The organism is Pseudomonas sp. HMWF006 (genome assembly GCF_003061205.1).
GTDB lineage: Bacteria > Pseudomonadota > Gammaproteobacteria > Pseudomonadales > Pseudomonadaceae > Aquipseudomonas > Aquipseudomonas monsensis.
The window spans coordinates 1-19,915 of the sequence record NZ_QAIU01000380.1 but is presented as its reverse complement, the minus strand read 5'-3'; the positions used below and the strand labels follow the sequence as shown (position 1 = coordinate 19,915).

The window sequence follows — 19,915 nt, the reverse complement described above, 5'->3', positions numbered from 1 at the left end:
ATCCACTACAGGGCGCCGAAGCGCCAAACTTAAGCAAATTATATGCCTGAAACTGAAGTGTTTGCCTAGAGCGCTGTAACAATTAAAACGTATAAAAAACTGCTTCAACGATACAGCGCCCTCGCGAACCACCGGGACGTCGCGCTTACAGGCGGAACTCGTGACCCAGATACACTTCTTTGACCAGATCGTTGGCCAGAATGGTTTCTGCGTCGCCTTCGGCAATCAACTGGCCGTCGTTGACGATGTAAGCGGTTTCGCAGATGTCCAGCGTCTCGCGGACGTTGTGGTCGGTGATCAGTACGCCGATGCCCTTGGCCTTGAGATGGTGGATGATCTGCTTGATGTCGCCGACCGAGATCGGGTCGACACCGGCGAACGGTTCGTCGAGCAGGATGAACTTCGGTGCAGTCGCCAGGGCGCGGGCGATTTCCACCCGGCGGCGTTCACCACCGGACAGGCTCATGCCGAGGTTGTCGCGGATGTGGCTGATGTGGAATTCCTGCAGCAGGCTTTCCAGCTCCTTGCGACGGCCTGCCTTGTCGAGTTCCGGGCGGGTCTCGAGGATGGCCATGATGTTGTCGGCCACCGACAGTTTGCGGAAGATCGACGCTTCTTGCGGCAGATAGCCGATACCGGCCTTGGCACGACCGTGCATCGGCTGGTGGCTGACGTCCAGATCGTCGATCAGTACGCGGCCCTGATCGGCCTGCACCAGGCCGACGATCATGTAGAAGCACGTCGTCTTGCCGGCGCCGTTAGGGCCGAGCAGGCCGACGATCTGGCCGCTGTCGATAGACAGGCTGACGTCACGCACGACCTGGCGGCTTTTATAGGCCTTGGCCAGGTGCTGAGCTTTCAGAGTTGCCATTACTGGGTTTTCTCGTCGGTTTTCTTCTTCGGCTGGATCACCATGTCGATACGCGGACGCGATTCGGTGACCTTGCTGCCGGTCGCGCGACCGGCGCTGGCGAGTTTCTTCACGGTGTCGTAGACGATTTTCTCGCCCTGGGTGGTGTTGTTGTCCTTGTCGACAACCTTGGCCTTGTCGATCAGTACGACGCGATTCTGCGCGGCATGGTACTGGATCGTCACGCCCCAGCCCTGAACCGGCTTGGTGTCGCCAGCGGTCTGCAGTTGTTCGAAGTAGGCGAGGTTGCCCACCGAGGTCACCACGTCGATATCACCGCTCGGGGTGCGAGTGATGGTCACGGTGTTGCCGGTCACCTTCATCGAACCCTGGGTGATGATCACGTCACCTTTATAGGTGGCGATGCCGTTCTTGTCGTCCAGTTGGGCGTCGTCGGCCTGGATGCGGATTGGTTGCTGCTGATCGTTCGGCAGAGCCCAGGCGCTCACGCTTCCCAGTGCTGCGCCCAGACTGAGCAAAATAGGGAGGGTTTTAACGAGCCTCATACTGTCCTCTTACGTTCGATAGCAGGTGTATCCTGCTTTCCTTCAGATACGCTTTCATGCCTACGCCAGTCGATACACCGCCAGCGCCGTCGATTCTAACGGGTTGCTCGGTCTGCGCATATTGGTCCTGTGGGAACACTGTCATGCGCGTGGAGGTGACCAGCAGATCGCGGTTCTTCTCATCGGTGCGCTTGATGCGCACAGAATCGATCAATTCGACCTGAGTACCGCCCGAATTCACTTCGCCGCGCTCGCTGGTCACGTGCCACGGAAATTCCGTGCCGCGGTACATGTTCAGGTCGGGCTTGGTGACCAGAGTGATGTCGGTGGCCTTGACGTGCTCGGCCTTGTCGGAAGTCATTTCGTACTGCACCTTGCCGTCCGGCAGGTACTGCAGGGTATGCGTGTTGGTCGCATACCAGTCGATCGGGTTCTCGATGGACGTGACCGCAGGCTTGTCGAGGAAGCGCCCCGGGCTGATGTTCCAGTAACCGACCGCTGCGAATAGCGCCGCTATGCAGCCGAACAGCAGGAAATTGCGAAATTTTTTGCTAAACATGGTTTGGCTCACAGGTACGCGGCGTTGGCCGCATCGAGGCGGCCCTGGGCGCGCAGGATCAATTCGCAGAATTCGCGGGCGGCACCTTCGCCACCACGTGCCCGGGTCACGCCATGAGCGTGTTCACGCACGAAGTCGGCGGCATTCGCCACGGCCATGCCGAGGCCGACGCGGCGAATCACCGGCAGGTCAGGCAGGTCGTCACCGAGGTAGGCCACCTGCTCATAGCTTAGGCCCAGTTCTTCAAGCAGGCCGTCGAGAACGACCAGTTTGTCTTCGCGGCCCTGAAACAGGTGGGGAATCCCCAGGTTTTTCGCCCGACGCTCGACCACCGGGGTCTTGCGACCGCTGATGATAGCGGTCTGCACGCCGGCGTTCATCAGCATTTTGATGCCTTGGCCGTCGAGGGTGTTGAAGGTCTTGAATTCGCTGCCGTCTTCAAGGAAGTACAGGCGACCGTCGGTGAGTACGCCGTCGACATCGAAAACCGCCAGTTTGATCGCTTTGCCGCGTTGCAGCAGATCGTTACTCATTACATCACTCCTGCGCGCAGCAGATCGGAGAGGTTGAAGGCGCCCACCGGGCGATCCTCTTCATCAACAACGACCAGTGCGTTGATTCGGTGGTCTTCCATGATTTTCAGGGCCTCGGCAGCCAGCATCTCGGGGCGGGCCGTCTTGCCGTGCGCGGTCATGACCTGGTCGATGGTGGCGCTGCGGATGTCGATGCTGCGATCCAGGGTGCGACGCAGGTCACCGTCCGTGAAGATCCCGGCGAGTTTGCCGTCGGTTTCAAGAATGACGGTCATGCCCAGACCCTTGCGGGTCATTTCCATCAGCGCGTCCTTGAGCAGGGTGCCGCGTTGCACTTGCGGCAGCTCCTGACCGGCGTGCATGACGTTTTCCACTTTCAGCAACAGGCGGCGGCCAAGGGCGCCTCCCGGGTGCGAGAAAGCGAAGTCTTCAGCGGTGAAGCCACGCGCCTCCAGCAATGCCACGGCGAGGGCATCGCCCATGACCAGGGCGGCGGTGGTCGAGGACGTTGGCGCCAGGTTCAGCGGGCAGGCTTCGTGTTCGACGTGAACATTGAGGTTCACTTCGGCGGCTTTCGCCAGAGGGGAGGCCGGGTTGCCGGTCACGCTGATCAACTGGATGCCCAGTCGCTTGATCAGTGGCAGCAGGGTGACGATTTCGTTGGTCGAACCGGAGTTCGACAGGGCCAGAATCACGTCTTCGCGGGTGATCATGCCCATGTCGCCATGGCTGGCTTCGGCCGGGTGGACGAAAAATGCCGGGGTGCCGGTGCTGGCCAGGGTGGCGGCAATCTTGTTGCCGATGTGCCCGGACTTGCCCATGCCGACCACGACGACACGGCCCTTGCTGGCCAGAATCATCTCGCAAGCGCGTACGAAATCGGCGTCGATATGGGGCAACAAGCCTTGTATGGCTTCCACTTCGAGGCGAATGGTGCGTTGTGCCGATTGAATCAGGTCGCTGGTTTGGCTCATGTCAGAATCGTATAGCCCGATGAAAAGGCGGCGATTATAGCGGTTATGTGGCAAAGCCTCACGCAAGTTCGTCGTGCTTTGTCATTCCTCGTAACCAAAACCCGGAAAAAGCCCCTCAAAGCCTGTCATGTCGCTGAACACAGCCCGGTAGAGGCCTTGGGCGCTTGGGCTTTGCAGTGATATAGTTCGCCGCCAGTTCGGCCTGCCCTCGAGGTATGTGCTTTCCCAGGAAAGCCAGGCGTCCGAGTGAGAGGCTGCATCGCAAGGAGTTTAGATGAGTGCCGATAACGCTTACGCGGTCGAGCTGAAGGGAGTCTCCTTCAAGCGCGGTGCGCGCAGCATTTTCAATAACGTCGATATTCGCATCCCGCGCGGCAAGGTCACCGGCATCATGGGACCTTCCGGGTGTGGCAAGACCACGCTGCTGCGGTTGATGGGCGCACAGTTGCGTCCCGGCAGCGGCGAAGTCTGGGTCAACGGTCAGAACCTGCCGGCGCTGTCGCGCAGCGATCTGTTCGATGCGCGCAAGCACATGGGCGTGCTGTTTCAGAGCGGCGCGCTGTTTACCGATCTCGATGTCTTCGAGAACGTCGCGTTTCCCCTGCGCGTTCATACCGATCTGCCGGATGAAATGATCCGCGACATCGTTTTGCTCAAGTTGCAGGCGGTGGGTCTGCGCGGCGCCATCGATCTGATGCCCGACGAGTTGTCCGGAGGCATGAAGCGTCGTGTGGCGCTGGCCCGGGCCATTGCCCTCGACCCGCAGATCCTCATGTATGACGAGCCGTTCGTCGGTCAGGACCCGATCGCCATGGGCGTGCTGGTGCGTCTGATCCGTCTGCTCAACGATGCCCTGGGGATCACCAGTATCGTGGTTTCCCACGACCTGGCCGAAACCGCCAGCATCGCCGATTACATCTATGTAGTGGGTGATGGTCAGGTGCTGGGGCAGGGCACGCCGGATGAATTGATGAACTCGGATGAACCGCGTATCCGCCAGTTCATGACCGGTAATCCCGATGGCCCGGTGCCGTACCATTTTCCAGCGACGGATTTCCGCGCAGATCTTCTGGGGAAGCGCTGATGCGCAGAATTTCATTAATAGAGCGCGTACGCCGGTTCGGCGAGTCGGCAATCGACGCCGTTGCGGTGTTCGGGCGTGCCACGCTGTTCCTGTTTCACGCCTTGCTCGGTCGTGGCGGCATCAGCGGCGGTTTCGGCCTGCTGGTCAAGCAGCTGCATTCGGTCGGCGTCATGTCGCTGGTGATCATCGTGGTCTCCGGGATTTTCATCGGCATGGTCCTGGCGCTGCAAGGCTTCAGCATTCTGTCGAGCTACGGTTCGGAGCAGGCCGTGGGGCAGATGGTTGCGTTGACCCTGCTGCGTGAACTGGGGCCGGTGGTGACCGCGCTGTTGTTCGCCGGGCGTGCCGGCTCGGCGCTGACCGCCGAAATCGGCAACATGAAATCCACCGAACAGCTTTCCAGCCTGGAAATGATCGGTGTCGACCCGCTCAAGTACATCATTGCACCGCGGCTGTGGGCCGGTTTCATTTCCCTGCCGGTGCTGGCCATGATTTTCAGCGTGGTGGGTATCTGGGGTGGTTCGTGGGTAGCTGTCGACTGGCTGGGTGTGTATGAAGGCTCTTATTGGGCGAACATGCAGAACAGCGTGAACTTCACCAGCGATGTGCTCAACGGCGTCATCAAAAGTATCGTGTTCGCCTTCGTCGTGACCTGGATTGCCGTATTCCAAGGCTATGACTGTGAGCCCACTTCCGAGGGCATCAGTCGCGCCACCACCAAGACCGTGGTATTTGCCTCGCTGGCAGTGCTCGGCCTGGACTTTATTCTGACCGCTTTGATGTTTGGAGATTTCTGATGCAAAACCGCACCCTGGAAATCGGTGTCGGCCTGTTCCTGCTGGCAGGGATCCTGGCTTTGTTGCTGCTTGCTCTGCGGGTCAGTGGCCTGTCTCCGACTTCGACCACTGACACGTATAAACTTTATGCCTATTTCGACAATATCGCCGGTTTGACGGTCAGAGCCAAAGTGACCATGGCCGGCGTAACCATCGGCAAGGTCACGGCGATCGATCTGGATCGTGACAGCTTCACCGGTCGGGTCACGCTGCAAGTGGATAAAAAGGTCGACAACCTGCCGACTGACTCCACAGCGTCTATCCTGACTGCTGGTCTGCTGGGCGAGAAGTACATCGGTATCAGCGTAGGCGGGGAGGACACCCGTCTGAAGGATGGTGGAACCATCCACGACACGCAGTCGTCACTGGTACTGGAAGACCTGATCGGTAAATTCCTGCTCAATACCGTTAGCAAAGACGCCAAATGAGGAGCTTTTGAATGATCTCTACCTTGCGACGTGGCCTGTTGGTGTTGCTCGCGGCCTTGCCTCTGATGGCTAACGCTGCGCCCGGGCAATCCGCGCACGATCTGGTTCAGGACACTACTAACCGGATGCTTGCCGACCTGGCAGCGAACAAAGAGAAGTACAAGCAGGATCCGCAGGATTTCTACACGGCGTTGAATACCATCGTCGGTCCGGTGGTGGATGCCGAAGGCATTTCCAAAAGCATCATGACGGTCAAGTATTCGCGCAAGGCCACGCCCGCGCAGATGAAGACCTTCCAGGAAAACTTCAAGAGAGGCCTGTTCCAGTTCTACGGCAACGCTTTGCTGGAGTACAACAACCAGGGCATCACGGTTGATCCTGCCAAGGATGAGTCGGGCGATCGCACCAGCGTCGGCATGACCGTCAAGGGCAGCAATGGCGCGATCTATCCTGTGCAGTACACGCTCGAGAAGATCAGCGGCGAGTGGAAGCTGCGTAACGTGATCATCAATGGCATCAACATCGGCAAGCTGTTCCGTGACCAGTTCGCGGATGCGATGCAGCGCAATGGCAACGATCTGGACAAGACCATCAATGGTTGGGCCGGTGAAGTGGCCAAGGCCAAGGAAGCCACCGAAAAGAAACCAGCGCAATGAGTGAGGCGGCAGTTCGTATGAGTGATGTCGACGAGCTATTGCTCAGCGGAGTGCTGGATTATCGCACCGGGCCGGACTTGCGAAAGGAAGGCCAGGCGCTGATCAAATCCAGCAAGGCGTCGTCGCTGGTGATCGACTGCTCGGCGGTAAAGAAGTCCAGCAGCGTCGGTTTGTCGTTGCTGCTGTGCTTCATGCGTGATGCCCAGGCGGCCGGCAAGGCCGTCAGCATTCGCGCGATGCCCGAAGACATGCGTGAAATCGCTCAGGTCAGTGAATTGACCGAGTTGTTGGCGCACCCCTGAACCCGCATCAGTAAAATAGCCCCCCGTCAGAGTCCTGCCATGCGGGGTTCGCAGGCGCGGGGCTTTTTTGTATGATGTCCGACCCGTGCGCACAGGGCGCCGATTGAGGTTGAGCATGCAGGCCGTAGAAGTGAAGAGCTTCCTTGAAGGGAAGCTGCCAGGAACGCTGGTAGAAGTTGAAGGCGAAGGGTGCAACTTTCAGCTGAACGTGATTAGCGATGAACTGGCGGCGTTGAGCCCGGTCAAGCGTCAGCAAAGCATCTATGCCCATTTGAACCCATGGATCGCCGATGGCAGCATCCACGCGGTCACTATGAAATTTTTCAGCCGCGCGGCCTGGGCCGAGCGCACCTGAGCCCTAGGGCGTCGAGATTCTTATGGATAAATTGATTATTACCGGTGGCGCTCGTCTTGATGGCGAGATCCGCATTTCCGGGGCAAAGAACTCTGCCCTGCCGATCCTGGCCGCCACCCTGCTGTGCGATGGCCCGGTGACCGTTGGCAACCTGCCGCACCTGCATGACATCACCACCATGATCGAGCTGTTCGGTCGCATGGGCATCGAGCCGGTGATCGACGAGAAACTCAGCGTCGAAATCGACCCGCGCACCATCAAGACCCTGATCGCCCCGTACGAACTGGTGAAAACCATGCGTGCGTCGATCCTCGTGCTGGGCCCGATGGTTGCCCGTTTCGGTGAAGCCGAAGTCGCCCTGCCTGGCGGTTGCGCCATCGGTTCGCGTCCGGTCGACCTGCACATCCGTGGTCTCGAAGCCATGGGCGCGGTCATCGACGTCGAAGGCGGCTACATCAAGGCCAAGGCGCCGGATGGCGGCCTGCGCGGTGCACACTTCTTCTTCGATACCGTCAGTGTGACCGGTACCGAAAACATCATGATGGCCGCGGCTCTGGCCAAGGGCCGCAGCGTGCTGCAGAACGCCGCTCGCGAGCCTGAAGTGGTTGACCTGGCGAACTTCCTCAACGCCATGGGCGCCAAGGTTTCCGGCGCCGGTACCGACACCATCACCATTGATGGCGTCGAGCGCCTGGGTTCGGCGTTCTACAAGGTCATGCCTGACCGTATCGAAACCGGCACCTACCTGGTGGCCGCTGCGGTCACCGGTGGCCGCGTCAAGGTCAAGGACACTGATCCGACCATTCTCGAAGCCGTTCTGGAAAAACTCCGTGAAGCCGGTGCAGAAATCACCTGCGGTGAAGACTGGATCGAGCTGAACATGCACGGCAAGCGCCCGAAAGCGGTCAACGTGCGCACCGCGCCGTACCCGGCGTTCCCGACCGACATGCAGGCGCAGTTCATCTCGCTCAACGCCATTGCCGAAGGCACCGGTGCCGTGATCGAGACGATCTTCGAAAACCGTTTCATGCACGTGTACGAATTGCACCGCATGGGCGCCAAGATCCAGGTCGAAGGCAACACTGCCATCGTCACCGGTACCGAAATCCTCAAGGGTGCGCCAGTGATGGCGACCGACCTGCGGGCGTCGGCCAGTCTGGTGATCTCGGCACTGATGGCCGAAGGCGATACCCTGATCGATCGCATCTACCACATCGACCGTGGTTACGAGTGCATCGAAGAAAAACTGCAGATGCTGGGCGCCAAGATCCGTCGCGTTCCGGGCTGATTGCTGCATCGGGACACAGGGACGTGTCCGCTGAGTTCGTTTTGAGTCGAGCCGGTTTCCGGCTCGATGTGTGTCCGGCGCCGATTGCGACCGGACATGAGTACCTTGATAAGGACTGACGTTTCCCATGTTGACCATCGCACTGTCCAAGGGCCGAATCCTTGACGACACCCTGCCGCTTCTCGCCGAAGCGGGCATCGTGCCGACCGAGAATCCGGACAAGAGCCGCAAGCTGATCATCCCCACGACCCAGGACGACGTTCGTCTGCTGATCGTGCGCGCCACTGACGTGCCGACCTATGTCGAGCATGGCGCGGCCGACCTCGGCGTGGCCGGCAAGGACGTGCTGATGGAATACAGCGGCCAGGGCCTTTACGAGCCACTGGACTTGCAGATTGCCCAGTGCAAGCTGATGACCGCCGGCAAAATTGGCGCAGCCGAGCCTAAAGGCCGTCTGCGCGTGGCGACCAAGTTCGTCAACGTTGCCAAGCGTTACTACGCCGAACAGGGCCGTCAGGTCGACATCATCAAGCTCTACGGCTCGATGGAGCTGGCACCGCTGATTGGTCTGGCCGACAAGATCATCGACGTGGTCGACACCGGCAACACCCTGCGCGCCAACGGCCTGGAACCTCAGGAACTGATCGCCACGATCAGCTCGCGCCTGGTGGTCAACAAGGCTTCGATGAAGATGCAACACGCCCGGATCCAGGCGTTGATCGATACCCTGCGCAAGGCAGTGGAATCGCGACACCGCGGCTGATGTACCTGCGCGACCTTGAGTCGCGCCCGTCTATCCGCCTCATAGCCAGAATCTCAGGTGCCCAAGCGGAAACGACTGCTAAGTTAGGGCGCCTGAGTTTTTGCCATTCCTATGAGGCTCTCGCTATGACCGCACCGACTGCAATTCGCCGACTCAACGCTGCTGACCCGGATTTCGCGCATCATCTGGATCATCTGCTGAGCTGGGAAAGTGTGTCTGACGACTCGGTCAATCAGCGCGTGCTGGACATCATCAAGGCTGTGCGCGAGCGCGGTGATGCGGCGCTGGTCGAGTTCACCCAGAAATTCGACGGCCTTGAAGTCGCCTCGATGGCTGACCTGATCCTGCCGCGCGAGCGCCTGGAGCTGGCCCTGACCCGCATCACCGTGGCGCAACGCGAAGCGCTGGAAAAAGCCGCAGCGCGCGTGCGCAGCTACCACGAAAAACAGAAACAGGACTCCTGGAGCTACACCGAAGCCGACGGTACGGTGCTGGGCCAGAAGGTCACGCCACTGGATCGTGCCGGCCTCTACGTGCCGGGCGGCAAGGCGTCGTACCCGTCGTCGGTGCTGATGAACGCGATTCCGGCCAAGGTCGCCGGCGTGACCGAAGTGGTCATGGTCGTGCCCACCCCGCGCGGTGAAATCAATGAGCTGGTGCTGGCGGCGGCGTGCATCGCCGGCGTCGACCGGGTATTCACCATCGGCGGTGCGCAGGCGGTTGCCGCGCTGGCTTACGGCACCGAAAGCGTGCCGCAAGTGGACAAGGTCGTCGGCCCGGGCAACATCTATGTCGCCACCGCCAAGCGCCACGTGTTCGGTCAGGTTGGTATCGACATGATCGCCGGCCCGTCCGAGATTCTCGTGGTGTGCGACGGCCAGACCGATCCGGACTGGATCGCCATGGATCTGTTCTCCCAGGCCGAGCACGACGAAGACGCCCAGGCGATTCTGGTCAGCCCCGACGCCGGGTTCCTCGACAAGGTGGCCGCGAGCATCGACAAGCTGCTGCCGACCATGGACCGCGCGACCATCATCGAAACCTCGATCAACGGTCGCGGCGCGCTGATTCACGTGCGTGACATGGCGCAAGCCATCGAAGTCGCCAACCGCATTGCCCCGGAGCACCTGGAGCTGTCGGTGGCCGACCCGCAGGCCTGGCTGCCGCAGATCCGTCACGCCGGCGCGATCTTCATGGGCCGTCACACCTCCGAGGCGCTGGGCGACTACTGCGCCGGCCCGAACCACGTGCTGCCGACCTCCGGCACCGCGCGTTTCTCCTCGCCGCTGGGTGTGTACGACTTTCAGAAACGTTCGTCGATCATCTTCTGCTCCGAAGCCGGTGCTTCCGAGCTGGGCAAGACCGCATCGGTGCTGGCCCGTGGCGAATCCCTGAGCGCGCACGCACGCAGCGCTGAATACCGCATCAAAGACCAAGACTTTCTTCAAGGGCAAGGGGAATGAACATGAGTAAATTCTGGAGCCCGTTCGTCAAGGATCTGGTGCCTTACGTGCCAGGCGAGCAGCCGAAGCTGACCAGACTGGTCAAGCTCAACACCAACGAAAACCCCTACGGCCCGTCGCCAAAAGCCCTGGCGGCGATGCAGACCGAACTCAACGACAACCTGCGTCTGTACCCGGACCCGAACAGTGATCTGCTGAAAACCGCCGTCGCCAACTACTACGGCGTGCAGAGCAATCAGGTGTTCCTCGGCAACGGTTCGGACGAAGTGCTGGCGCACATCTTCCACGGTCTGCTGCAACACGAGCAGCCACTGCTGTTCCCGGATATCAGCTACAGCTTCTATCCGGTGTATTGCGGTCTGTACGGCATCCAGTTCGATGCCGTGCCGCTGGACGCGCAGTTCCAGATCAACCCGGCGGACTACGCCAAGCCGAACGGCGGGATCATTTTCCCGAACCCGAACGCACCGACCGGTTGCCTGCTGGCACTGGAGGCGGTCGAGCAGATTCTCAAGGCCAGCCCGGATTCGGTGGTGGTCGTGGATGAGGCGTACTTCGACTTCGGTGGCGAGACGGCGATCAGTCTGGTTGACCGTTATCCGAACCTGCTGGTAACGCAGACGCTGTCCAAGTCGCGCTCGCTGGCCGGGCTGCGCGTGGGTCTGGCGGTGGGGCATCCGGATCTGATCGAAGCGCTGGAGCGGATCAAGAACAGCTTCAACTCTTATCCGCTGGATCGCCTGGCGATTGTCGGTGCGGCAGCAGCGTTCGAAGATCGCGAGTATTTCGACAAGACTTGCCGTCTGGTGATCGAGAGTCGCGAGTGGGTGATCGCGCAGTTGCAGGCCAAGGGTTTTGAAGTGTTGCCGTCGGCGGCCAACTTCATTTTTGCGCGGCACCCGCAGCATGATGCAGCGGGTCTGGCAGCGAAGTTGCGTGAGCAGGGCGTGATTGTGCGGCACTTCAAGCAGGAGCGGATTGCGCAGTTCCTGCGGATTTCGATCGGTACGCCGGAGCAGAACCAGGCGCTGATCGTTGGCCTTGGCGAGCTCTAAAAGCAAAGCCCTCACCCTGACCCTCTCCCAAAGGGAGAGGGGACTGATTGCGGGATATTGCAGAGTTTCGCCGAGGTGAAAGTGCTGTACCGAATCCCTAATCGACTTGATCTTTCAGGTCGATGTATCCCGCAAGACAACCCGGTCGGCCCCCTCTCCCAAAGGGAGAGTGGACTGATTGCGGGATATTGCAGAGTTTCGCCGACGTGAAAGTGCTGTACCGAATCTCTAATCGACTTGATCTTTCAGGTCGATGTATCCCGCAAGACAACCCGGTCGGCCCCCTCTCCCTCCGGGAGAGGGTTGGGGTGAGGGTCGGCTTTTATTCGTGATGCGGTTCGCCAAGGAACGTCAGCGAACTGAACAGGCCACGACTGTCCACATCAGCGCTGTCCTTGACCGGCACTTCCACCTGCGCCGCAATCACATTCAACCCTTCATTCCTCACCAACACCTGCGCACGTCCGTCTTTGTCGGTCTCGGTGCTCAGCGTGTTCGGCGCACTGCGATAATCACCGATCAACTTCACGCCCGCTGCCGGTTTGCCATCGAGCAATACCCGCACCGGCAATGATTTGCCCGGGCCAACGGTCAGCGGATCGACCTCCGGCAAAATCAGCAACCTGATTTGATCGAGCTTGGGCAACTTTGCCCCCGGCTGGTAAATCGCCAGGCTGTATTTGAACGTCTCGGTCGCCTCGACCGCCCCTGGCACTTTACTGCGCCCTTCGTTGATCCACTTCTTGTCAGCCGTCTGCGACCACATCCCGTTGTTCAGCGCCACGGCCATCACCGCCGGCGACTTCAAGGGTTTCAAGCGTGCATGGTCCGCCAGGCGCTCGACGCTGACCGGGATCATTTTGCCGCCCGCATCATAGGCCCAGGCGCCGCTGATTTTCTGCGCCTTGAACGCGTTGTCTTCGGCGCCATGGCCGTAGATCACTTCGATATTGCCGCGGCGTTGTTCCGTCCACAGGCCGTGGGCCGAGACCTGGCCGGCGAACAGCGCGGCGATGAGCACAAGGGTTTTGCCGTATTGCATGGGGACTTCCTTTTACAGGTTGAGAGTCAGGCTGACAGTGAAATTGCGCGGTTCGCCGGGGTTGACCCAGTAGTTGCTGTAGGCGCGCTCGTAGTACTTTTCGTCAAAGAGGTTGTTCAGGTTCAGGCCGACGGTGACGGTGTCGCTGGCCTTGTAATGGGCCAGCAGGTCGACGGTGTGGTAGGCCGGCAATTCGAAGTCGCTGCCGGCTTCACCGGAACGGTCGCCGACGTAGGTGAACGCCGCGCCGACGTCCGAGCCGCGCAGGTGGCCGTCCTGAAACTCGTACACACCCAGCAGACTGCCGCTGCGTTTAGCCACGCCGAGAATGCGGCTGCCGGTGGGAATCACCGCGTCACCCTGAGTGACTTCGGCATCAATGTAGGCGAAGGCGCCAATTACCCGCACGGCGTCGGTCACTTGCCCGGTGACCTGCCAATCGAACCCGCGACTGCGCGCCTTGCCCATCGCGCGGCTGCTGTCGGTAGCCGGGTCGAGGGCGAGGACGTTTTCCTTGTCGATGTGGAAGAAGGCAAGGGTGCTGCTCAGGCGTTCGTCGAACAGCTCGTTCTTGATGCCGATTTCATAACCGACGCCTTCTTCCGGATCGAAGGATTTGCCGGACGCGTCGAGCCCATTGTTTGGTTTGAACGAGGTCGATGCGTTAGCGAACAGGCCGGTATCCGGCGTCACTTGATAGAGCAGGCCGGCGCGTTGGGTGAGGGTGTCGTGACGTTGGTGGCTGGTGGTATTGCGGCTGTGATCATTGATGTGTTGATCGAAATGTTCAAAACGCGCGCCGATCATCCCGCGCAGCTTGTCGGTGAAAACAATTTGATTCTGCAGGTTCAGCGCCTGACTCTCGACGTGTTCGAAAAAGTCGCTGCCCGAGCGCGCGCCGTCGGGTTTCGCCTGGCCGTAGATCGGTTTATAGATGTCGATGGCGTACGGACCGCCGGTGATGGTGGTGACGCGCTCGTTCTTGCGGAAGTTTTCATACTCGGTACCGATCAGCAGTTCGTGCTGCCAGGGGCCGAGGTCGAACAGTCCGCGCAGTTCCAGTTGGGTGATGCTGTCGTGCCAGTTGGTGTCGCGTTCGCGATAACGGCGGTTGACGGTATGGCCGTCGGCGTTCAGCGGTCGGCTTTCGGACGCGTCGCCCCAGAGCTTGCCTTCCTTGTAATGGCTGGCCAGACGCAGTTTCCAGCGGTCGTCGAGGTGATGCTCGAGCGTCGCCTGCAGCAGGTTGTTGTGGTTGGCGATGTTGCCGTCGTTCGGTTCGCCGAGGAAGGTCGAGCGCGAGACGCCGCTCCATTTGTTGTTCGGCGCCACGATGCCGCGATCAAAGGTGGAGCTGTGACGGACGATTTCGCTTTCCACCAGCAGTGACGTGTCGGGGTTCAGTTGCCAACTGATCGAGGGGGCGACGAACACGCGCTGGCTGTCGACGTGATCGCGAAAGCTGTGGTTGTCCTCGACGGCGAGGTTGACCCGCGACAGCACGTCACCCTGTTCATCGAGCGGGGTGTTGACGTCCAGTGCGCTGCGATAGCGGTCCCAACTGCCGGCGCTGGTTTGCAGCGTCGTGAAGGCTTGCGGCTGCGGTTTCTTGGTGACGATGTTCACCGTGCCGCCCGGATCGCCTCGGCCGTACAGGCTGGCAGCCGGGCCTTTGAGCACTTCAATGCGCTCGATGTTGGCGGCGTCCGGCGTGCTCGGATAACCGCGGTTGGCGCTGAAACCGTCCTTGTAGAACTCCGAAGTGGTGAAACCGCGCACGCTGTATTCGTAAAGCGTCAGACCGCCGAAGTTGTTTTGCTTCGAGACGCCGCCGGCAAAATCCAGTGCGCGTTCGACGCTGCTGCTGCCCAGATCCTTGAGCACGCTGGCCGGTATCACGCTGATCGCTTGCGGAATGTCGCGGATCGCGGTGTCGGTTTTCGTCGCGCTCGACGACCGCGTGGCACGATAGCCCTTGACCGGGTCGGTGGCTGATTCGTAGTCGGAGGTGACGCTGATGGCGTCGAGTTCGAGCGGTTGCGGTTCTTCGGCGAAGACCGGATCGCCCAGCAAGCCAAGGGGTAGACCCAGGGTCAGACGGAGCAGGGAGGCCCTTTTTCGAGACGACATGTTATGTTGTTCCAATTGTTCAATTGAAACAATATAACATGCCCGTTGAGAATGTCTGCTATTCGCGCCGTTGGCGCGAACAATCTCTTACCCTTCTTTTTCCTGCGCCGGTGCCGGTGGTGGGCGCAGGCCGATTTCAGCGGTGAGCTTCAGCTCTTTGCCGTTGCGCATGACCTGGATGGTCACCTTGTCGGTCGGCTTGATCCGCGCGACCTGGTTCATTGACTTGCGACCATCTCCGGCCGGTTCGCCATCAATGCTCAGAATCACGTCACCCAACTGCAGGCCAGCTTTCTGCGCCGGGCCATCGCGGAAAATCCCCGCGACCACAATCCCCGGGCGTCCCGACAGGCCAAACGATTCGGCCAGTTCCTGAGTCAGCGGCTGCACTTCAATCCCCAGCCAGCCACGAATCACCTGGCCGTGCTCGATGATCGACTTCATCACTTCCATCGCCAGTTTCACCGGAATCGCAAAACCGATACCCTGCGAGCCGCCGGACTTGGAGAAGATCGCCGTGTTGATGCCGGTCAGGTTGCCGTTGGCATCCACCAGCGCACCGCCGGAGTTGCCCGGGTTGATCGCGGCGTCGGTCTGGATGAAGTCTTCGTAGTTGTTCAGGCCCAGCTGATTGCGCCCGGTGGCGCTGATGATGCCCATCGTCACCGTCTGGCCGACGCCGAACGGGTTGCCGATGGCCAGCGCGACGTCACCGATGCGAATGTTGTCGGAGCGACCGATAGTGATCGCCGGCAGGTTTTTCAGATCGATCTTGAGCACGGCGAGGTCGGTTTCCGGATCGCTGCCGATCACCCGGGCCAATGTCTCGCGACCATCCTTGAGCGCCACGACAATCTGATCCGCGCCGCTGGTGACGTGGTTGTTGGTCAGAATGTAGCCTTCCGGGCTCATGATCACGCCGGAACCGAGGCTCGACTCCATGCGCTTCTGCTTGGGCGAGTTGTCACCGAAGAAACGCCGGAACTGTGGGTCTTCAAACAGCGGATGCGCGGGTTTGTTGATGACTTTGGTGGTGTAAAGGTTGACCACCGACGGCGCGGCGATGGTCACCGCATCGGCATAGGACACCGGCCCTTGCTGCACACTGGTGGTTTGCGGGGCCTGTTGCAGGTTGACGTCGAGGCTCGGGAGCCCGACCCACTGCGGGTAACGCTGAATAATCAACAGAGCGATAAGCACACCGGCCAACAGCGGCCAGCCGAAAAAACGCAGCGCCTTGAGCATTAAGCACGTCCTGGAAAAGTTGCAGGCGGGGTCAGACCGCCCATAATGTCGCGCATTATACGAGGCCGCGCGCGCCTCTGAACGGGATATTTAGGAGTCTTTCATGGCCGTTGCCCTCAGCACCCTCGTTGAAGAAGCCGACCGTTACCTTGGCAGTGCGAAAATTGCCGATTATTGCCCCAACGGCCTGCAGGTCGAAGGCCGGCCACAGGTGATGCGCATTGTCAGCGGCGTCACCGCCAGTCAGGCATTGCTCGATGCCGCCGTCGAAGCCGAGGCCGATCTGATACTGGTGCACCACGGTTACTTCTGGAAGGGCGAGAACCCCTGCATCACCGGCATGAAGCAGCGTCGCTTGAAGACCTTGCTCAAGCACGACATCAGTCTGCTCGCCTACCACTTGCCGCTGGACCTGCACCCGGAGGTCGGCAACAACGTGCAACTGGCGCGGCAACTGGACATCACCGTCGAAGGGCCGCTGGACCCGGACAACCTGAAGATTGTCGGCCTGGTCGGGTCGTTGAACGAACCAATGACGGCACGTGATTTCGCCCGCAAGGTAAAAGACGTCATGGGCCGTGAACCGCTGCTGATCGAAGGCAGCCCGATGATTCGTCGGGTCGGCTGGTGCACCGGCGGCGGGCAGGGCTATATCGATCAGGCGGTCGCGGCGGGTGTCGATCTGTATCTGAGCGGTGAAGCGTCCGAGCAGACCTTCCACAGCGCCCGCGAGAACGACATCAGCTTCATCGCTGCCGGTCATCACGCCACCGAACGCTACGGCGTACAGGCCCTGGGCGACTATCTGGCGAAACGCTTCGCCGTCGAACACATCTTCATCGACTGCCCCAACCCGATCTGATGAACTCCGCATTTCTCCTGTAGGACTGAGCCTGCTCGCGATAGCGTTGTCGCTTTCGACATAGCGCTGACTGATACACCGCTATCGCGAGCAGGCTCGCTCCTAAAGGGGCGCGCGCGCCCAAACGAGTGGGCATATTCATATGCCCTTTCGTTCTAGCTTGCGCCCTGATTAGAAGAAGGACGCTGTGCTAGGATTCCCCGCTCGAACACGGCCCGCTGGCCGTTCATAAGAAAGCTTTCGTGAGTAGCCATGGTCGACAAACTGACGCATCTGAAACAGCTGGAGGCGGAAAGCATCCACATCATCCGCGAGGTGGCCGCCGAGTTCGATAACCCGGTGATGCTGTACTCCATCGGTAAAGACTCCGCCGTGATGCTGCACCTGGCACGCAAGGCGTTCTTCCCGGGCAAACTGCCGTTTCCGGTGATGCACGTCGACACCCGCTGGAAATTCCAGGAGATGTACAAGTTCCGCGACAAGATGGTCGAAGAACTGGGCCTGGACCTGATCACCCACATCAACCCCGATGGCGTGGCACAGAACATCAATCCGTTCACCCACGGCAGCGCCAAGCACACCGACATCATGAAGACCGAGGGCCTGAAACAGGCACTCGACAAGCATGGTTTCGACGCAGCCTTCGGCGGTGCCCGTCGCGATGAAGAGAAATCCCGCGCCAAAGAGCGCGTGTACTCGTTCCGCGACAGCAAGCACCGCTGGGACCCGAAAAACCAGCGTCCGGAGCTGTGGAACGTCTACAACGGCAAGGTCAACAAGGGCGAATCCATTCGTGTGTTCCCGTTGTCGAACTGGACCGAACTGGACATCTGGCAGTACATCTACCTCGAAGGCATCCCGATCGTGCCGCTGTACTTCGCCGCCGAACGTGAAGTGATCGAGAAGAACGGTACGCTGATCATGATCGACGACGACCGTATCCTCGAACACCTGTCCGATGAGGACAAGGCACGCATCGTCAAAAAGAAAGTGCGTTTCCGCACCCTTGGCTGCTACCCGTTGACGGGCGCGGTAGAGTCCGAGGCCGAAAGCCTGACGGACATCATTCAGGAAATGCTCCTGACGCGAACTTCCGAGCGCCAGGGCCGGGTCATCGACCACGATGGCGCAGGCTCGATGGAAGATAAAAAACGTCAAGGATACTTTTAAGCTTCAAGTTACAAGCGGCAAGCTGCAAGTTAAAGGCAGTATGCGTAACTTCGCGGTTTGGCGCTTGCGGCCGGTTGCTGCGAGCCGGAATCGGATGACTCGTAATGGATTTCGAGAAACTGGTTGTGTGGCAGCGAAGCAAATGTCTGGCGGTGAGGATTTTTAGAGAGTTTTCGCGATGCGGGGATTTTGGATTCAAGGATCAGATCACCCGCTCTGCACTGTCAGTGCCTTCCAATATTGCTGAAGGCATGGAGCGCCGGAGTTGCAAAGAAAAGATCCACTTTCTTTGGATCGCTAAGGCGTCTTGTGGAGAGTTGCGAACCCAGATCCTGATAGGCCGAGATATCGCTTACATCGCAGAACCGCTGGCTGAAAATTGGATTATGGAAACCCGAGAGCTTTCTAGAATGCTGGTCGGGTTGATCAACAAAATTTCTGACTAGCTGTACGCCGACAAGCTTGCCGCTTGAAGCTTACAGCTCGGAGCTTGAATGCAATGAGCCACGCATCTGATTTGATCAGCGAGGACATCCTCGCCTACCTGGGCCAGCACGAGCGTAAAGAGCTGCTGCGCTTTTTGACCTGCGGTAACGTCGATGACGGCAAGAGCACCCTGATCGGGCGCCTGCTGCACGACTCCAAGATGATCTACGAAGATCACCTGGAAGCCATCACCCGTGATTCGAAGAAAGTCGGCACCACCGGTGACGACATCGACCTGGCGTTGCTGGTCGACGGTCTGCAGGCCGAACGTGAGCAGGGCATCACCATTGATGTCGCCTACCGTTATTTCTCCACCGCCAAACGCAAATTCATCATCGCCGACACCCCCGGCCATGAGCAGTACACCCGCAACATGGCCACCGGTGCGTCCACCTGTGACCTGGCGATCATCCTCGTCGATGCGCGTTACGGCGTGCAGACCCAGACCCGTCGCCACAGCTTCATCGCGTCCCTGCTGGGCATCAAACACATCGTCGTCGCCATCAACAAGATGGACCTCAAGGACTTCGATGAAGGCGTGTTCGAGTCGATCAAGGCTGATTACCTGAAGTTCGCCGAAGGCTTGAAGATGAAGCCGACCAGCATGCACTTCGTGCCGATGTCGGCGCTGAAGGGCGACAACGTGGTGAACAAGTCCGAGCGCTCGCCGTGGTACACCGGCCAGTCGCTGATGGAAATCCTCGAGACCGTGGAAGTGGCGGGCGACCGCAACTTCACCGATCTGCGTTTCCCGGTGCAGTACGTCAACCGTCCGAACCTGAACTTCCGCGGTTTCGCCGGCACCCTCGCCAGTGGCATCGTCAAGAAGGGCGACGAAGTGGTGGTGCTGCCGTCGGGCAAGAGCAGCCGCGTGAAATCCATCGTCACCTTCGAAGGTGAACTGGAGCACGCCGGCCCGGGTCAAGCGGTGACGCTGACCATGGAAGACGAAATCGACATCTCCCGTGGCGACCTGCTGGTGCATGCCGACAACGTGCCGCCGGTCACCGACAGCTTCGAAGCGATGCTGGTGTGGATGGCTGAAGAGCCGATGCTGCCGGGCAAGAAATACGACATCAAGCGCGCTACCAGTTACGTGCCGGGCTCGATCGCCAGCATCGTCAACAAGGTCGACGTCAACACCTTGGAAGAAGGCCCGGCGAGCGCGTTGCAGCTCAACGAAATCGGCAAGGTGAAGATCGCGCTCGACGCGCCGATCGCCCTCGACGGTTACGAGAGCAACCGCACCACTGGCGCCTTCATCGTCA

Annotated in this window: 22 protein-coding genes; 14 read left to right on the top strand and 8 right to left on the bottom strand. The window is 59.9% G+C overall.

Going from position 1 to position 19,915, the window contains the following annotated elements:
• Positions 1-145: 145 nt before the first annotated feature.
• Genes lptB through DBR24_RS15555 form a run of 5 tightly spaced genes read right to left on the bottom strand, consistent with a single transcriptional unit; the run spans position 146 to position 3,482 of the window.
• Positions 146-871 carry an LPS export ABC transporter ATP-binding protein gene (gene lptB / locus DBR24_RS15575; RefSeq protein WP_024011621.1) on the bottom strand — a complete coding sequence of 242 codons (726 nt, stop codon included), beginning with the start codon at positions 869-871 and terminating at the stop codon, positions 146-148.
• Positions 871-1,416: a lipopolysaccharide transport periplasmic protein LptA gene (lptA, locus tag DBR24_RS15570; RefSeq protein ID WP_123464667.1), complete on the bottom strand. Its 546-nt coding sequence runs from the start codon at positions 1,414-1,416 to the stop codon at positions 871-873. Before lptA ends, lptB begins: the two co-directional genes overlap by 1 nt.
• The gene (gene lptC, locus DBR24_RS15565; RefSeq protein WP_123464669.1) at positions 1,403-1,975 is read right to left on the bottom strand and encodes an LPS export ABC transporter periplasmic protein LptC; all 573 of its coding nucleotides are present in this window, start codon (positions 1,973-1,975) and stop codon (positions 1,403-1,405) included. Before lptC ends, lptA begins: the two co-directional genes overlap by 14 nt.
• Before the next feature lie 8 nt (positions 1,976-1,983).
• The gene (locus tag DBR24_RS15560; protein WP_123464671.1) at positions 1,984-2,508 is read right to left on the bottom strand and encodes an HAD family hydrolase; all 525 of its coding nucleotides are present in this window, start codon (positions 2,506-2,508) and stop codon (positions 1,984-1,986) included.
• Positions 2,508-3,482: a KpsF/GutQ family sugar-phosphate isomerase gene (locus DBR24_RS15555; RefSeq protein ID WP_123464673.1), complete on the bottom strand. Its 975-nt coding sequence runs from the start codon at positions 3,480-3,482 to the stop codon at positions 2,508-2,510. Before DBR24_RS15555 ends, DBR24_RS15560 begins: the two co-directional genes overlap by 1 nt.
• Before the next feature lie 274 nt (positions 3,483-3,756).
• On the opposite strand from DBR24_RS15555, the gene DBR24_RS15550 reads away from it, so the two are divergent.
• From DBR24_RS15550 to hisC, 10 genes are all read left to right on the top strand, one after another.
• A complete protein-coding gene (locus DBR24_RS15550) occupies positions 3,757-4,566 on the top strand; it encodes an ATP-binding cassette domain-containing protein (RefSeq protein WP_123464675.1) in 810 nt (269 codons plus the stop codon).
• Positions 4,566-5,363, top strand: a complete 798-nt coding sequence (gene mlaE, locus DBR24_RS15545) for a lipid asymmetry maintenance ABC transporter permease subunit MlaE (protein ID WP_064119368.1) — start codon at positions 4,566-4,568, stop codon at positions 5,361-5,363. Before DBR24_RS15550 ends, mlaE begins: the two co-directional genes overlap by 1 nt.
• Positions 5,363-5,830 carry an outer membrane lipid asymmetry maintenance protein MlaD gene (mlaD, locus tag DBR24_RS15540; protein ID WP_007967220.1) on the top strand — a complete coding sequence of 156 codons (468 nt, stop codon included), beginning with the start codon at positions 5,363-5,365 and terminating at the stop codon, positions 5,828-5,830. Before mlaE ends, mlaD begins: the two co-directional genes overlap by 1 nt.
• 11 nt (positions 5,831-5,841) lie before the next feature.
• Positions 5,842-6,486, top strand: coding sequence for a phospholipid-binding protein MlaC (locus DBR24_RS15535; protein ID WP_123464677.1), 645 nt, complete (start codon positions 5,842-5,844; stop codon positions 6,484-6,486).
• Positions 6,483-6,788: a lipid asymmetry maintenance protein MlaB gene (locus tag DBR24_RS15530; RefSeq protein ID WP_064387999.1), complete on the top strand. Its 306-nt coding sequence runs from the start codon at positions 6,483-6,485 to the stop codon at positions 6,786-6,788. Before DBR24_RS15535 ends, DBR24_RS15530 begins: the two co-directional genes overlap by 4 nt.
• Positions 6,789-6,903: 115 nt before the next feature.
• Entirely contained in the window at positions 6,904-7,143 is a 240-nt protein-coding gene (locus tag DBR24_RS15525; protein WP_123464679.1) for a BolA family protein, read from the top strand.
• A gap of 22 nt (positions 7,144-7,165) precedes the next feature.
• Entirely contained in the window at positions 7,166-8,431 is a 1,266-nt protein-coding gene (murA, locus tag DBR24_RS15520) for a UDP-N-acetylglucosamine 1-carboxyvinyltransferase (RefSeq protein ID WP_128615210.1), read from the top strand.
• 127 nt (positions 8,432-8,558) lie between these two features.
• Positions 8,559-9,194 (top strand): ATP phosphoribosyltransferase, encoded by a 636-nt coding sequence (gene hisG / locus DBR24_RS15515; protein ID WP_123464681.1) that lies wholly within the window; start codon positions 8,559-8,561, stop codon positions 9,192-9,194.
• A gap of 125 nt (positions 9,195-9,319) precedes the next feature.
• Positions 9,320-10,657, top strand: coding sequence for a histidinol dehydrogenase (hisD, locus tag DBR24_RS15510; protein WP_123464684.1), 1,338 nt, complete (start codon positions 9,320-9,322; stop codon positions 10,655-10,657).
• A 2-nt stretch (positions 10,658-10,659) separates the two neighbouring features.
• The gene (gene hisC / locus DBR24_RS15505; RefSeq protein ID WP_128615209.1) at positions 10,660-11,712 is read left to right on the top strand and encodes a histidinol-phosphate transaminase; all 1,053 of its coding nucleotides are present in this window, start codon (positions 10,660-10,662) and stop codon (positions 11,710-11,712) included.
• Between the two features lie 322 nt (positions 11,713-12,034).
• Here hisC and DBR24_RS15500 read toward each other — a convergent pair whose 3' ends face one another.
• The 3 genes from DBR24_RS15500 to algW all read right to left on the bottom strand — a co-directional run bounded on the left by DBR24_RS15500 (position 12,035) and on the right by algW (position 16,129).
• A complete protein-coding gene (locus tag DBR24_RS15500) occupies positions 12,035-12,754 on the bottom strand; it encodes a DUF4198 domain-containing protein (protein ID WP_128615208.1) in 720 nt (239 codons plus the stop codon).
• A 12-nt stretch (positions 12,755-12,766) separates the two neighbouring features.
• Positions 12,767-14,884, bottom strand: coding sequence for a TonB-dependent siderophore receptor (locus DBR24_RS15495; protein WP_128615207.1), 2,118 nt, complete (start codon positions 14,882-14,884; stop codon positions 12,767-12,769).
• Positions 14,885-14,971: 87 nt separating this feature from the next.
• On the bottom strand, positions 14,972-16,129 hold the full coding sequence (gene algW, locus DBR24_RS15490; RefSeq protein ID WP_123464691.1) for a Do family serine endopeptidase AlgW: 1,158 nt from the start codon (positions 16,127-16,129) through the stop codon (positions 14,972-14,974).
• 103 nt (positions 16,130-16,232) lie between these two features.
• On the opposite strand from algW, the gene DBR24_RS15485 reads away from it, so the two are divergent.
• The 4 genes from DBR24_RS15485 to cysN all read left to right on the top strand — a co-directional run.
• Positions 16,233-16,991, top strand: coding sequence for a Nif3-like dinuclear metal center hexameric protein (locus tag DBR24_RS15485; RefSeq protein ID WP_128615206.1), 759 nt, complete (start codon positions 16,233-16,235; stop codon positions 16,989-16,991).
• A 252-nt stretch (positions 16,992-17,243) separates the two neighbouring features.
• Positions 17,244-18,161 carry a sulfate adenylyltransferase subunit CysD gene (gene cysD / locus DBR24_RS15480; RefSeq protein ID WP_098967227.1) on the top strand — a complete coding sequence of 306 codons (918 nt, stop codon included), beginning with the start codon at positions 17,244-17,246 and terminating at the stop codon, positions 18,159-18,161.
• A 104-nt stretch (positions 18,162-18,265) separates the two neighbouring features.
• Entirely contained in the window at positions 18,266-18,607 is a 342-nt protein-coding gene (locus DBR24_RS15475; RefSeq protein ID WP_128615205.1) for a four helix bundle protein, read from the top strand.
• Positions 18,608-18,660: 53 nt separating this feature from the next.
• Positions 18,661-19,915: sulfate adenylyltransferase subunit CysN (cysN, locus tag DBR24_RS15470; RefSeq protein ID WP_128615204.1), on the top strand; the 1,255-nt coding region annotated here is incomplete at its 3' end.